Genomic DNA, 14,375 nt, shown 5'->3' with positions numbered 1-14,375 from the left:
GGAGGAACGAGGTGAGGCAGGGCCGGGGAGAGAGAGGAGAGGTCCCGGCCCTGCCAAACTTGGGTTAGTTGTAAGCGCGCTCTCCATGTTCGGAGATGTCGAGGCCGTTGACTTCGGCTTCCTCGTCAACCCGCAGGCCAACCAGCGCCTTGGTCACGAGACCGGCGATCAGTGTACCGACACCGGCCCAGACGATCGTGATCAGAACGCCCTTGATCTGGATCCAGAGCTGCACGCCGAGCGGGTTCGCGGTGTCGCCAGCGGGCCCGCCAAGGAACGCCTGATAGACCACCGCCGTGCCGATCGCGCCGACGATGCCGCCCACGCCGTGGATGCCGAAAGCATCGAGCGAGTCGTCATAGCCGAACTTGCCCTTCACCTTGGCCACAGCGATGTAGCAGACGAGCGAGGAGATAATGCCGAGCAGGATAGCGCCGAACGGGCCGCTATTGCCCGCAGCAGGCGTCACCGCGACAAGACCGGAAATCACGCCCGAGCAGAAGCCGAGTGCAGAGCCCTTGTGGCCCGCCAGTTTCTCGATCACCATCCACGCAAGGCCGCCCGCTGCCGTGGCAACGAAGGTGTTGATCATGGCAAGACCAGCAGAGCCGTCAGCTTCGAGCGCCGAACCGGCGTTGAAGCCGAACCAGCCCACCCACAGCAGACCCGTGCCAACCATGGTCAGCGTCATCGAGTGCGGCGGCATCGGCTCTGCCGGATAGCCGCGACGCTTGCCGAGGAGGTAAGCAAGCACCAGGCCCGAGACACCGGCATTGATATGCACCACGGTGCCGCCAGCGAAATCGAGCGCGCCATCGACAAAGAGGAGCCCGTTTCCTGCCCACACCATGTGGGCGATCGGGAAATAGACGATGGTCAGCCACAGCGGCACGAACAGCATCGTCGCGGCGAACTTCATCCGCTCCGCCGTCGCGCCAAGGATTAGCGCAGCGGTGATCGCGGCGAAGGTCATCTGGAAGCTGATGAAGACGTATTTGCTGATGACTTCATCGGTAAAGGTAGCCGCCGTACTGCTGGCATCGGTGCCGGAAAGGAAGTAGCTGCCGCCGCTGATGAACAGGCCCAGCGTGCCTTCATAGGACGTGTCGCCGAAAGCCAGCGAATAGCCCCACATCACCCAGATCAGCATCGCAAGCGCCGCTGTGGCACCGATCTGCGTCATGGTGGACAGCATATTTTTCGAGCGGGTGAGGCCACCATAGAATAGCGCCAGACCCGGCAGGATCATCAGCAGGACGAGGATCGTCGAGGTCATCATCCAGGCGTTGTTGCCAGGATTGGGAACCGGCGCAGGAGCCGCCGCCATGGCGGGCCCCGCAACGAGCAGCGCGGCCGTTGCAGCAGCGCCAAGCTTGAAGAGAGATGTTTTCATTGAAGCTGACCCCTGTTTTACAGCGCGGTTTCGTCGGTTTCGCCGGTGCGGATGCGCGTGGTCGATGCCAGATCGAGCACGAAGATCTTCCCGTCGCCGATGCTTTGCGTGGTGGCGGTTTGCTGGATGGTTTCCACCACCTTGGGTGCCAGCTCATCACTCGTCGCGATTTCCAGCTTCACCTTCGGCAGCATATTCACCGAATATTCGGCGCCGCGATAGATTTCCGTCTGGCCCTTCTGCCGACCGAAGCCTTTGACTTCCGAGACGGTCATTCCGGCAACGCCGATCCCGGCAAGCGCTTCGCGCACCTCGTCCAGCTTGAACGGCTTGATAATGGCGATGACAAATTTCATGCCTGACCCCTGTTTTATGCCGGAGGAATTCCCGGCTGGAGGATCAATCAGCAAACTCCGTGCCAGTTACTCTTTGCACTTGTTTCTCAAGGAGAGTCGCGCATTTGCCGAGAATTGCCGATGCTGCATCGCACAAGAATCAGGCAGGTGCGCCTATTTTTCGGGCAGATCGGCCCGCTCCAGCACCAACCGCGCGATGATCGGCAGATGATCGGACGCTTGCCGCGCCAGCGTGCTCGAATGCACAAGAGAAGACACCAGCCGCCAATGCGGTGTGTGCATCACGCGGTCGAGCGCCAGCAGCGGACGGCGCGCGGGAAAGCTCTTGCCCGGCTCCACCATCTGCCAATGTGCGGCCAGTCCGCGATCGCCGCCGATGGGGCGCAGCCACTCATTGCAATCGCCCAGCATCACCGCAGGCAGGCCGGGCGCGCGGCTGGCATTGCACAGATGCGCGAATTGCCGCTTGCGCGCTAGTCCGCTTAGGTCGAGGTGCATCGCGGTCACGCAAATCTCCCGCCCCTGCGCCACCAGCCGCGCCCGCACAGCGCCGCGCGGTTCGAGCCGCGGCAGCCGCTCGGCCGCTATATCGGCGATGCCTATGCCCACGCGAACCAACAGCGCATTGCCGTGCCAGCCCATGCTGGCAGGTTTGGTCGGAACGGCGGCCACCTGCCAGCCACGTTCTTCAATGTCGCGCAGATCGAGCACGCTCTGCCGGTTGCCAAAGCGGATATCGACTTCCTGCAAAGCGACGATATCGGCGGCGAGCTCGTCCACCACGTCAAGAATGCGCACCGGATCGCGGCGGCCATCGAGCCCCACGCCCTTGTGAATGTTGTAGCTGGCGAAAGTCAGCTGCACCGCGCGGCGCCCGTCACTCGCCGCTGATATAGCGGTCGGTCTTGCTGGTGGGCAGGCCGTCTATGCTGCCCGGATGCGCCTGCCGCTTGGCCAGCCACTTCTCTTCATCAACGCCGCTATGCGCCTTCACCAGCGTGTTGCGCTCGGACTTCAGCTCCATAAATGGCACGCCCCAGCCGCAGCTCGTCTGCACGCTTTCGACCGCGATATCGAATATCTGCCGCGTGCCGGGGAGCAGCGTGAAGTGCCGCGTCAGTTCCTCCCAGCCATCATCCGCCGGCAGCACCGGCGTGCCGCGCCCGTAAATGCGCAGGATCAGCGCAGGCTGCTCAAAATTGCAGAACATGATCGTGATGCGGCCATCTGCCAGCAGATGCGCATTGGTCTCGTTCCCCGAACCCGCGAGGTCGAGCCACGCGACGCGGGCAGGCGAAAGCACGCGGAAAGCATCATAGCCCTTGGGCGAGAGATTGATCCGCGCATCCGCCGCCGCCGTGGCAACAAAGAACACAGGCTGGCGTTCGATCATGGCGATGTGTTTGTCGGTGAGCGTGTCGGAAAAGTCGGCCATAGCGGCGAGCCTAGGCCCGTGCGCCACGCTTGTCACCGCTCCTTCGTGGCCGAGAACACGATCTCAGGGTTCTTTTCCTGCTGGTAACCGACATCCCACGGGCTCTTGGCCATGAACACCAGATCGCCGTCGCGGTCTTTGCCGAGATTGCCCTGGTTGAAGCGTTCGAACTCGTCGATCTTGGCTTGCGGCCCTTTGAGCCAGCGCGCGGTCGCGAAAGGCGAGGGTTCGAGCGCGGCCTCCACCTTGTATTCCGCCTCCAGCCGCGAGATCAGCACTTCCAACTGCAACTGCCCGACCACGCCGACAATGCTCGATCCGCCGATGATCGGGTAAAACACCTGGATCACGCCCTCTTCGGACAAATCGTCCAGCGCCTTGCGCAACTGCTTGGTTTTGGTCGGGTCTCTAAGCTGCACCCGGCGCAGGATTTCCGGCGCGAAATTGGGCAGGCCGGTAAAGCGGATAGTGTTCTTTTCAGAAAGCGTGTCGCCCACGCGCAAAGTGCCGTGGTTGGGAATGCCGATAATGTCACCGGGGCTGGCAGTATCGGCAATCTCGCGATCCTGCGCGAAAAACAGGATGGGCGAATGCACCGCAATCGGCTTGCCCAAACCGCTCGGCGTCAGTTTCATGCCGCGTTTAAAAGTGCCCGACACTTGCCGCATAAAGGCAATGCGGTCGCGGTGGTTGGGGTCCATATTCGCCTGCACCTTGAAGATGAAGCCGGTGACCTCGTCGCGCTCAGGCCCGATTGTCTCCTCACCCGCCGGTTGCGGACGCGGCGGCGGAGCGTAACGGGCAATCGCGTCGATGAGCTCCTCCACCCCGAAATTCTTCAGCGCAGAGCCGAAATAGACGGGCGTCAGATCGCCATTGCGATAGGCTTCCAGATCAAGCTCGGGATAGCCCGCGCGCGCCAGTTCGATTTCCTCGGCATAGTTTTCCGGGATTGCGGCGTCGGCATCGCGCTTGCCCAGATATTCCTTCGAGCCACCTTCGGGCCGCGCGACCTCGCCGGTGCGGAAGTCCAGCAGGCCTTCGAACAGACCGCCCATGCCGATGGGCCACATCTGCGGACTGACATCGAGCGCCAGCTTGTCCGCCACTTCGTCCAAAGTCTCGAACGCGTCGCGGCCTTCGCGGTCCACCTTGTTGACGAAGGTAATGATCGGCACCGAACGCAGGCGGCAGACTTCGAACAGCTTGAGCGTCTGCGGCTCGATCCCCTTGGCCGCGTCGATCACCATGATCGCGCTGTCAACCGCGGTCAGGGTGCGGTAGGTGTCTTCAGAGAAATCCTCGTGGCCCGGCGTATCGAGCAAGTTGAAGGTGATTGTCTCTCCGTTGAACTCCTTCTCGAAGGTCATCACGCTGGACGTGACAGAAATGCCGCGCTGCTGCTCGATCTTCATCCAGTCCGATCGCGCCCGCCGCGCTTCCCCGCGCGCCTTCACCGCCCCCGCCGCATGAATCGCCCCGCCTTGCAGCAGGAGCTTTTCCGTTAGCGTGGTCTTCCCCGCGTCAGGGTGCGAGATGATGGCGAAGGTGCGGCGGTTTGACATAGTATTCATCCAAATCGTCACCCTGAACTTGTTTCAGGGTCCATTTCTCCACCTTCGCTGTCCGTTCGGTTGGCGGGATGGATGCTGAAACAAGTTCAGCATGACGGCGAGGGCTCAGCCTCTCAATTCAGCCCCCAGCTTGCCAGCCGACGCAACAACCGCATCCGAAATCGCCTTCAGCTCGTCATCCTTGAACGATTTCTCGCCCGGCTGGAGTGTGACTTCCACCGCGACCGACTTCTTGCCTTCGGGCACGCCCTGGCCTGCGAACACATCGAACACGCGCGCATCGACGATGTTCACCTTGTCCGCGCCTTTGACCGCGCGCAGCAGGTCGCCCGCCGGACAAGCGGCGGGGACGAGGAAGGCGAAATCGCGGGTTACCGCTTGCAAGGCGGGCGGCGCATAATGCGGCTTGGCGAAGCCCTGCTTGCCCTGCCTTGATGCTTTTTGGGCAGGAATAGCGTCGAGATAAATCTCCACCGCCATCACCGGGCCATCGACATCAAACGCCGCAAGGGTTGCCGGATGCAGCGCGCCAAAGCGGGCGAGGATGTTTTTGGGGCCGAGCCGCAGCGTGCCCGACTGGCCGGGATGGAATTGCGGCCCAGCCTCTCCCATCACTTGCAAATTAGCCACCGGAGCGCCGGCCTCGGCCAGCAATGCTTCGGCTTCGGCCTTGGCGTCGTAGGCGTCGAACCGCGTGGCCTTGCCCGTGGCCCAGCCGCGCGGAGTCTTCTCGCCTGCCAGCAGCACGGCGAGCGTGGGATGTTCCGCAGACGAACCATCAGCGCTGCGCAAGTAACGGCGGCCGATTTCGAACAGGCGCAGGCTATCCGCGCCGCGATCGGCATTGCGCTTGGCAGCGGCGAGCAAGCCGGGGAGGAGCGAGGGGCGCATGGCCTTCATGTCCTCGCTGATCGGATTGTCGAGCACCCAAAGCGGCGCGCTATCCGAGAAATGCTCGGCATCGGGTACCGGCAGGAAGCTCCACGTTACCGCCTCGTTGAGCCCGCGCGAAGCCGCTGCACGGCGCACGCGGCGCTCGAGCTGCTGCTGCGGCGTGGCGGTGGACTTGGCGACACCTTCTGCGCGGGGGAGCGCAACGCTGGCGACATTGTCGATGCCGTAAATCCGCACCACTTCCTCGACCAGATCGGCCGGGCCTTCGATGTCGTGGCGGCGCAGCGGGCACGTGACGTTCCAGTCCGCATCGACGTCGAAATCGAGCGCTTCGAGGATGCGCTTTTGCTCGTCCGCAGGCACATCGACCCCACCCAGCTTTGCGGTCATTGCCGGATCGAACGCCACCACCTTGGGCGCGTTTGGCGGCGAGCCTGCGCGCACCACTTCGCTCGGCATCCCGCCACAAAGGCGCAGCACAAGGTCGGTCAGAATGGCGAGGCCATCATCAAGGAATGCCGGATCGACGCCGCGCTCGAACCGGGTGCGGGCATCGGTAGCAAGGCCCAGCTTGCGGCCCGTCACACCGATCTGCTCGGGATCGAAATAGGCGATTTCGAGCAGCACATCGGTCGTGCTGTCCTGCACCGCCGAATGCTCCCCGCCCATGATCCCGGCAATATCGTGCACACCTGCATCATCGGCGATCACCGTCATGCTGGAATCGAGCGTGTAGCTCTTTTCGTTGAGCGCCTTCACCGTCTCGCCATCCTTGGCGCGGCGCGCGACAACGGGGCCGGTCAGCTTGGCAAGGTCGTAAACGTGCGCGGGGCGACCGAAGGCGAGCATCAGGTAATTGGTGATGTCCACCAAGGCGCTCTTGGGCCGCTGGCCTGCCGCGATCAGCCGCCGCTGCATCCAGTCGGGCGAGGGGTCGTTCTGCACGCCATTGATCACGCGGCCATAGAAGGCTGGACAACCTTCGGGATCATCGGTGCGGATTTCGACCGGGCACGCGCCCTTCGCTTCTATCACAGGCGCCGTGATCGGCTTGAGCGTGCCAAGACCCGCCGCTGCCAGATCGCGGGCTATGCCATAAACGCCCATGCAATCGGGCCGGTTGGGCGTGATCGCCACATCGAAAATGGGCGAAGCATTGTGGTATTCGGCAAAGCTGGTGCCGACCGGCGCATCATCGGGAAGCTCGATAATCCCGTCATGCTCGTCGCCCAGCTCCAGTTCGCGAACCGAGCACATCATGCCATTGCTTTCGACCCCGCGGATCGCGCTCTTGCGCAGAACCATGCCGTTGGCCGGAACCTCTGCACCAGGCAGGCCGAGCACGCCCTTCATCCCCGCACGCGCGTTCGGCGCGCCGCAGACGACCTGCAAAGGCTCGCCTTCACCGCTGTTGACGGTGAGCACCTGCAGCTTGTCCGCATCGGGATGCGGCTTCGCGGTGAGCACTTCGGCCACGCGGAAACCCGCCAGCTTTTCCGCCGGATCGTCGATCTCTTCGACTTCAATGCCGATGGCATTCAATTTGGCGGCAACTTCCTCAACCGAAGCTTCGGTCTCGAGGAAATACTTCAGCCATTCGAGCGAGAACTTCATGCCTTTGCTCCCACACCGCCGGAAAGGGTCGGCTGGTCAAACCCGCTGAACCCGTAATGCGCCAGCCAGCGCGCATCGCCATCGAAGAAGGCGCGCAGATCGTCCATCCCGTATTTGAGCATGGCGAGCCGATCCACACCGACGCCAAAGGCAAAGCCTTGCCATTCGTCGGGGTCTAAACCGGCATATTCGATCACCCGCCTGTTCACCATGCCGCTGCCGAGCAGCTCCATCCAGCCATGGCCCGGGGCATCGCCGCTGCCGCCCAGCACGCGTTTGCCATCAACCAGCGCGAAGCCGACATCGACTTCCACCGAAGGCTCGGTGAAAGGGAAATAGGACGGACGCAGCCGCAGCACGATGTCATCGGTTTCGAAGAAGGCCCTGAGGAAAGTCTCCAGCGTCCATTTGAGATGGCCGAGATGGATATCGCGGTCGATCACCAGCCCTTCGACCTGATGGAACATCGGCGTATGCGTCGCGTCGCTGTCCGAACGGTACACGCGGCCCGGCGCGATAATGCGCAGCGGTGCACCCTCGGCCATCATGGTGCGGATTTGCACAGGCGAGGTATGCGTCCGAAGCAGCATTTTTCCGCCATTGGGTGCCCGGTGGTTATCGCCGAAATAGAACGTATCGTGCATGGCCCGCGCCGGATGGCTTTCGGGCATATTGAGCGCGGTGAAATTGTACCAGTCGTCCTCGATCTCCGGCCCGGTGGCGACCGAGAAGCCCAGATCGGCGAAGATTTCCGAAAGCTCGTCCATCACCTGGCTCACCGGATGCACGCTGCCCTTGGGCGCGGCAGGAGCGGGTAGGGTGAGGTCAAGCGTTTCGGTGGCGAGCCTTGCTTCGAGTTCGGCGGCTTCGAGCGCCGTCTTCTTCGCCTCGATCGCATCGGCCACGCGGGCGCGGATGCCCTGGATGCGGGGGCCCTCGCTCTGCCGCTCCTCGGGCGTCATTTTGCCCAGCGTTTTCATCAGCGCGCTGATCCAGCCCGCCTTGCCCAGCGCCTCCACCCGGATCGCTTCGACATCGCCCGCACTGGCCGCAGCATCGAGGCGCGCCAGCGTATCGGAAACTTGCTTCTCTTGTTCGGTGCTCATGGGGTCGCTCGCTTAGTGGGCATAAACAAAAAGCGCCACCCTTTCGGATGGCGCTTCCTGAAATTCATGGCAATCAGCAATCAGGCCGGAAGCGCTTCCTTGGCCTGCTTGATGATGCCGCTAAAGGCTGCGCCTTCGTTCATCGCCAGATCGGCCATGACCTTGCGGTCCAGCTCGATCCCGGCCAACTTCACGCCGTGCATGAACTGCGAATAGGTGAGGCCTTCGGCGCGCACCGCAGCGTTGATGCGCTGGATCCACAGGGCGCGGAAATTGCGCTTGTTCACCTTGCGGTCGCGATAAGCGTACTGGCCGGCCTTTTCGACGGCCTGACGGGCGACGCGGATCGTATTTTTGCGACGGCCGCGGTAACCCTTGGCCTGTTCGAGAATGCGCTTGTGCTTAGCGCGGGTGGTCACACCACGTTTAATGCGAGGCATATCTTATCTCCTTATCCCCGGCTCAGCTAAGGCCGTAGGGTGCCCACTTTTTGACGGCTGCAAAGTCGGCCTTGGCCAGAACCTTGGTGCCGCGCTGCTGGCGGATATACTTGGCATTATGGCTGATCAGGCGGTGGCGCTTTCCGGCGACACCATGCTTGACCTTGCCGGTGGCAGTGAGCTTGAAGCGCTTTTTGACGCCGCTCTTGGTCTTCAGCTTGGGCATTTTCGTCTCCTAGTTCGAGAACACGTCCAACCAGCCCTGGCAGCCCTTGTGAGCCAGACCGGAAGAAGAATCACGTGTCAGTGAAGGGGGCGCACATAGCGGATCGGTCGGCGAATGCAAGCATGTCAGCCAGCATTGCTGCGCCGCCAATTGTCGTAATTCACCTTAGCCTCCTGCACAAAGCCGGAGCGGGCGATGATTTTGAGCACACCCTTGTTCAACCAGCTAAGCGGGCGTTTGAGCGGGCGTTCGAAATCGACGAACAGCACCACGCGTGGCCTGTCCGAAAGGTTGCGCGCCGAATGGTAATAGGTGTCGTCGAAAATCAGGCTTTTGCCTTCCGCCCAGATGCGCGTTTCGCCATCGACTGTGATGTCGATTGCCTCGCCCTCCGGGACGATCACGCCCAGATGATAACGCAGTACGCCCTTATACGGCCCGCGATGTAGCGGAATTTGCTTGCCCGGCGCCAGAATGGAGAAGAACGCGGTGACCAGCCCCGGCACATTTTGCAGCGCCGCCCAGGTTTGCGGGCAGGCAGCGATATTCTCTTCGAACGGCAAGCCGTAGCCGAGGAAGAAATAGGTCTGCCAGCGTTTGTCGTCGGTCAGCTTGGTCTGGTCGTGGCTGATTTCCTCGAAGCCGGGAATCGCCGCGCCGGAACCCAGCAGCGCGTCAAGTTCGGCGCGGATGGCGGGAAAGGCGGCTTCGAGCTTTTGCGTCCACGCAAAAATAGCCGGATCGTAGAGCGCCGGATCGCCATGGAGCGAATTGCGCCCGATCAGCGCCTCGATCCGCGGCACCAAGCCGCCGGCAATGGCGAGCGTGCGCGGCGGCGCGACGGGCTGTGCGCCGGTCATTGCAGGGCCTCGCTGTAATGGCCACGCATCGCCGCTTGCTCGGCAGCATCGGCGCGGAAGGTCGGGTAGCGGCCAAAAATGCGCTCGGCGATCAGTTCCATCTGGTTGCCCACCAGCGCGAGCGGCCGCTCCCGGCCGGGATAGGATCGCGGCTCTGCCAGCCGACGCCCGCCAAAATTGCGCAGGTAGAACCCCTCGTGGCCACGGCGGGGTGTGGCGATCAGCCATGACGGGACGAAAGCCTGCGCCAGCACCACCGGAACACGCACGGCCAGCAGGGCAAGCTGCGGAAAGTCTCTCGCGAGTTGCGGCTCCACGCAGAAACAGCTCGAATCCACGATGGCGTATCCGCGTGCGAGCCACGGGGATGTCACCTCGGGAAACACCGTACAGGCTGGCGAACTGGTTTGCATTCCCCGCGCAACATGGACGCGGATTGAGGCGATGGGCTCCCCCTCCAGCAACACCGCGAAGGTTCGCGCATTGGCATCGCTATCGCCCGCTTCCCAGATCGCGCCGGCGTGGTCTTCCGCCACCGCGCCTGCGGCCAAATAGGCACGGTAACGCAAGCGGGCGACCGCAACCTGTTCTTGCTGTCCGACAATGACCGTTCGCAGCACCCCTGAAAGCGCACCCAGCCTGTCCGCGCCGCTCGCCATTCCGGCGGTCAAACCTTGCAAATGTGCGGTCTGGGTTTGCGCTTCGTCCGGCAAAACACTTGCAGGCATATGTCACCCCCCAGCGACTCGATACCGCAAGCTATACCCTATTGCGGAACGCCAATGCAGCGTCTTTCTGATGCCGACTAAGAAAAAGGGGCGGCAAACCAATGGTTCGCCGCCCCTTCCGCGATGATGCGCTTATGCTTGGCTTAGAAGCGCGCGCCCAGGCTCACGCCGATGGTCGAGCGCTGGAAATCGAAGCCGTAGATGTCGTAGCTTTCGCTGATCGAGGTCTCGATCCGGCCATAGAAGTTCTCGCCGAAGCTGTGATCGTAGCCGAGACCGAAATTGTAGCCGCCGCCGGTTTCGCTTTCGTCGAAATTGATGATCGTGCCATTATCGTTGAACGGGCCGACCAGATCGATGGTCTGCTGACCATAACCGGCCTTGGCATAAACCATGCCGTTGGTGCCGACGAGCAGACCGGCGTGCAGACCCGCTGCCCAGTAGCCACCCGACGAAACGCACAGCTGGCCATCGCATTCTTCAACCGTGGAGGCCGAGTAGTTGACATAGGGGCCAACCACGACGCGGTTGCTCACGGGGAAATCGAAGCCGATTTCGCCGCCATAGGAAATGCCGCTTCCCAGTTCGTAATTGATGCCCTGATCGAGCTCGGGATCGTTCAGCCGCTCCCACGCGACCTGACCTTCGATGCGGATGCCATCCTTGCCCTCAACAGGGCTTTCCTGCGCCAGAGCCGGGGTCGAAACAACAGCAGCCAGAACAGCCGCAACGGTGAAAATTTTCATTGTGCTTCCCTTGGAATGAACGCGGCTCTCGTCCGCGCAGGCAAGCGTTTAGAACGGCGAAAATTTACCGCACCTTACAAGTTGCAACCGAAACCTGCTTTTCGAAAGGTGTTGCATTTCAATCACAAGTGACTTGTCCTCAGGCCAAGATTTCCAGCACATCTTCCAGTCGCGCCGGATCGCCCAGCGCGAGCACGGTGCCATCGCTTCCGGCGTGCAGCGGCTCCCCGCGCCAGTCGCTCATCACCCCGCCCGCGCCTTCGACCACGGGGACAAGCGCGGCATAATCGTGCAGCTTCAGCCCCGCCTCGGCAACGATATCGATTTGGCCGGAGGCAAGGCAGCCGTAATTGTAGCAATCGCCACCCATTACCATGCGTTTGTGATCGGTCTGGCCCGCCAGCGCCATAAAGCGGTCGCCTTGCTCCACGCTGAAATAATGCGGGCCGGTGGTGGCGATGGTCGCATTGCCGAGTTCGGGGCACAGCCGCGCCTTCACCGGTTGGCCGTTGAACGTAGTGCCCTTGCCCGTGATCCCCAGCCAGCGTTCGCCCGTGATCGGCTGGTCAATCAGGCCGAGCACGGGAAAGCCATCCTCCAACAGCGCGATGAGCGTGCCGAAAATAGGCCGTCCGGCCAGAAAGGCGGTGGTGCCATCGATCGGGTCGAGTACCCATTGGCGACCCGACACGCCGTCTTTCACGCCATATTCCTCGCCATGGATACCATCGGCGCTGGCCTCGGCCTCGATCAGTCGGCGCATGGCCGCCTCCGCATTGCGGTCGGCAGCGGTTACCGGGGAAGCATCGCCTTTTGCCTCGCTGTCCACCGCCGTGCGGAACAGCGGAACAATTTCCGCCCGAGCCAGATCGGCGAGGCGGGAAATAAGCGCAATATCGGCTGCTGAAGGCATGGTTCTTACCCGATTATACTTAATTACGTTGCAATCTGTCGCAATTTTACACATTCATCGCATAAATGAATGTGGGGCCGCAAATAACATCGCAGACGGGCGCAACCAAAAGCGGTTCTCCGCTTGCCTTGTCCCGCGCGCCTGCGAGTGACTTACTTCCCTGGTGTTACTGGTGGAGCATTGCCGAGGGGCAATTGCCGCCGGGAATGCGCATAGACTGCGGCCGCGTGGTCGACCATCCCTGTATTACGATCATTTATCACGATGCTTGGACCGCGGGGACTACCGACGGCGAGCAGGTGTGGGAACCCGGCCCGCATGGCCGCGCGCTCTATTTCGGCCCGCAGTCGAAGATGATGCCGCTGAGCATCTCGGGCAAGTATGTCGCCATTACCGTCCACTTCAACCCGGGTGCCGGGCCACTGCTCGGCTTCCCCAGCAATGCCGAAATGCTGAATCGGATTGTCGATCTGGACGAATATTTCGCGCGCGATGTGCCTTTGGGATCGCTGGTCGACCTTTCGGCCAATCACGAGCAATGGCTTTCCGCGCTGGAAGACGGTTTCCTCCGCCCGCTCGTTGAAGCGGCTGGCCGCAAGGAGCCCGATGCCACTTCGCTGGAATTCGAGCGGCAATGCCTCGCCAATCCCGAGATCAGTGTCGAGGATTTTGCCGAAGGGCGCGACGTGTCGAAACGGACGATCGAACGACTGATCAAGCAGACTTTTGGCCTCACCCCCAAGCAGGCGCTGCGCCGCGCACGCGTACTCGATATGGGCGCAGCGCTGCTCGATGTGGCGCGGCCCGAAGACCGGCCCGAGATCGAGCTCAGATATTTCGACCAGTCGCACCGCGTGAAGGAAGTGAAGAGCTTCTTCAACATGGTGCCGAGCGATCTGCAGAAAGGGCTGCACCCGTTCCTGCGACTGGCGCTGGAAGTGCGCCAGCGGCGACGGCTCGACGCGCTCAACCGTCTGAAGCCCGACGAGATCGGCCCATGGCGCGATCCGAACGCGGAACCGCGTTCGGGCCAGCCGGATGATTAAGCAAGGCTAGTCAAACAGGCTCGACACACTGCTTTCGTCGGCGATGCGGCGGATCGCTTCGCCGAGCAGCGGCGCAATCGTCAGCACGCGGATGCGGCTTGATTGCTTGGCATCCTCGCTCGCATTGATGGTGTCAGTGATCACCAGCTCGGTCAGCGCGGAGGTATCCACCCGCGCCACCGCGCTGCCCGACAGCACGCCGTGGGTGATATAGGCGGCAACACTTTTGGCGCCTTCATCGAGCAGCGCCTGCGCGGCGTTGCAGAGCGTGCCCCCCGAATCGACGATATCGTCGATCAGGATGCATTTGCGGCCCTTCACATCGCCGATAATGTTCATCACTTCGCTTTCGCCGGGGCGGTCGCGGCGCTTGTCGACAATCGCCAGCGGGGCGTTGTCCAGCCGTTTGGCGAGCGAGCGGGCGCGCACCACGCCGCCGACATCGGGAGAAACAACCATCAGATCATCGTCGCCATACCGCGCCTGGATATCCGCCGCCATTGTCGGCGCGGCGTAGAGATTGTCGGTGGGGATATCGAAAAAGCCCTGGATCTGTCCGGCATGGAGATCAACGGCCAGCACGCGGTCGGCCCCGGCCTCGGTAATCAGATTGGCCACCAGCTTGGCCGAAATCGGCGTGCGCGGGCCGGGTTTGCGATCCTGCCGGGCATAGCCAAAATAGGGCACCACTGCGGTGATGCGGGCCGCGGAAGCGCGCCGCAGCGCATCGATGCCGATCAGCAATTCCATCAGATTGTCATTCGCCGGGAAGCTCGTCGATTGGACGATAAACACGTCCTCGCCGCGCACATTCTCGTGGATCTCGATGAAAATCTCTTCGTCGGCAAAGCGACGCACGCTGGCATCGGTGAGCGGCACTTCGAGATAGGCGGCAATCGCCCGGGCGAGCGGCAGGTTCGAATTGCCGGACATGATCTTCATGGAACGCGAATCCCCGTTAGCTGGTCGTGGCCACCGCCTAGCCGAGTGTCACGGAAATGCAACGCGCTGCGCCCGCATTGTCCTCAGGCCCGGCCTCACCGC

General features: G+C 62.2%; 15 protein-coding genes. 1 reads left to right on the top strand and 14 read right to left on the bottom strand.

Annotated elements, in window-relative coordinates:
• Window positions 1–64: 64 nt before the first annotated feature.
• From ACS0VV_RS00165 to ACS0VV_RS00105, 13 genes are all read right to left on the bottom strand, one after another.
• The gene (locus ACS0VV_RS00165; protein WP_483530730.1) at window positions 65–1,393 is read right to left on the bottom strand and encodes an ammonium transporter; all 1,329 of its coding nucleotides are present in this window, start codon (window positions 1,391–1,393) and stop codon (window positions 65–67) included.
• A 17-nt stretch (window positions 1,394–1,410) separates the two neighbouring features.
• The gene (locus ACS0VV_RS00160; protein ID WP_151973182.1) at window positions 1,411–1,749 is read right to left on the bottom strand and encodes a P-II family nitrogen regulator; all 339 of its coding nucleotides are present in this window, start codon (window positions 1,747–1,749) and stop codon (window positions 1,411–1,413) included.
• Window positions 1,750–1,902: 153 nt separating this feature from the next.
• On the bottom strand, window positions 1,903–2,613 hold the full coding sequence (locus tag ACS0VV_RS00155; protein ID WP_483530729.1) for an endonuclease/exonuclease/phosphatase family protein: 711 nt from the start codon (window positions 2,611–2,613) through the stop codon (window positions 1,903–1,905).
• A 13-nt stretch (window positions 2,614–2,626) separates the two neighbouring features.
• Complete coding sequence (locus ACS0VV_RS00150) at window positions 2,627–3,184, bottom strand: pyridoxamine 5'-phosphate oxidase family protein (RefSeq protein WP_483533464.1); 558 nt, start codon at window positions 3,182–3,184, stop codon at window positions 2,627–2,629.
• Between the two features lie 32 nt (window positions 3,185–3,216).
• A complete protein-coding gene (locus ACS0VV_RS00145) occupies window positions 3,217–4,749 on the bottom strand; it encodes a peptide chain release factor 3 (RefSeq protein ID WP_483533463.1) in 1,533 nt (510 codons plus the stop codon).
• Between the two features lie 114 nt (window positions 4,750–4,863).
• Window positions 4,864–7,266 (bottom strand): phenylalanine--tRNA ligase subunit beta, encoded by a 2,403-nt coding sequence (gene pheT, locus ACS0VV_RS00140; RefSeq protein ID WP_483530728.1) that lies wholly within the window; start codon window positions 7,264–7,266, stop codon window positions 4,864–4,866.
• Window positions 7,263–8,372: a phenylalanine--tRNA ligase subunit alpha gene (gene pheS, locus ACS0VV_RS00135; protein ID WP_483530727.1), complete on the bottom strand. Its 1,110-nt coding sequence runs from the start codon at window positions 8,370–8,372 to the stop codon at window positions 7,263–7,265. The genes pheT and pheS overlap by 4 nt, the downstream gene beginning before the upstream one ends.
• Window positions 8,373–8,452: 80 nt before the next feature.
• Window positions 8,453–8,812 carry a 50S ribosomal protein L20 gene (gene rplT, locus ACS0VV_RS00130; protein ID WP_483530726.1) on the bottom strand — a complete coding sequence of 120 codons (360 nt, stop codon included), beginning with the start codon at window positions 8,810–8,812 and terminating at the stop codon, window positions 8,453–8,455.
• A 22-nt stretch (window positions 8,813–8,834) separates the two neighbouring features.
• On the bottom strand, window positions 8,835–9,038 hold the full coding sequence (rpmI, locus tag ACS0VV_RS00125) for a 50S ribosomal protein L35 (protein ID WP_151973174.1): 204 nt from the start codon (window positions 9,036–9,038) through the stop codon (window positions 8,835–8,837).
• Window positions 9,039–9,163: 125 nt separating this feature from the next.
• Entirely contained in the window at window positions 9,164–9,898 is a 735-nt protein-coding gene (locus ACS0VV_RS00120; RefSeq protein WP_483530725.1) for an aspartyl/asparaginyl beta-hydroxylase domain-containing protein, read from the bottom strand.
• Entirely contained in the window at window positions 9,895–10,626 is a 732-nt protein-coding gene (locus tag ACS0VV_RS00115) for an N-acyl amino acid synthase FeeM domain-containing protein (RefSeq protein ID WP_483530724.1), read from the bottom strand. Before ACS0VV_RS00115 ends, ACS0VV_RS00120 begins: the two co-directional genes overlap by 4 nt.
• A 143-nt stretch (window positions 10,627–10,769) precedes the next feature.
• Window positions 10,770–11,372: an outer membrane protein gene (locus tag ACS0VV_RS00110; protein WP_483530723.1), complete on the bottom strand. Its 603-nt coding sequence runs from the start codon at window positions 11,370–11,372 to the stop codon at window positions 10,770–10,772.
• Between the two features lie 139 nt (window positions 11,373–11,511).
• Window positions 11,512–12,285 carry an inositol monophosphatase family protein gene (locus ACS0VV_RS00105; RefSeq protein WP_483530722.1) on the bottom strand — a complete coding sequence of 258 codons (774 nt, stop codon included), beginning with the start codon at window positions 12,283–12,285 and terminating at the stop codon, window positions 11,512–11,514.
• A 206-nt stretch (window positions 12,286–12,491) separates the two neighbouring features.
• Here ACS0VV_RS00105 and ACS0VV_RS00100 point away from each other — a divergent pair, with 206 nt between their 5' ends.
• The gene (locus ACS0VV_RS00100) at window positions 12,492–13,331 is read left to right on the top strand and encodes a helix-turn-helix transcriptional regulator (RefSeq protein ID WP_483530721.1); all 840 of its coding nucleotides are present in this window, start codon (window positions 12,492–12,494) and stop codon (window positions 13,329–13,331) included.
• A 6-nt stretch (window positions 13,332–13,337) separates the two neighbouring features.
• On the opposite strand, the gene ACS0VV_RS00095 is transcribed toward ACS0VV_RS00100, so the two are convergent.
• Window positions 13,338–14,273, bottom strand: a complete 936-nt coding sequence (locus tag ACS0VV_RS00095) for a ribose-phosphate pyrophosphokinase (protein ID WP_483530720.1) — start codon at window positions 14,271–14,273, stop codon at window positions 13,338–13,340.
• Between the last annotated feature and the right edge of the window lie 102 nt (window positions 14,274–14,375).

This window comes from Aurantiacibacter sp. KMU-128, from assembly GCF_056933515.1.
This window is presented reverse-complemented; position numbering and strand designations above follow the sequence as displayed.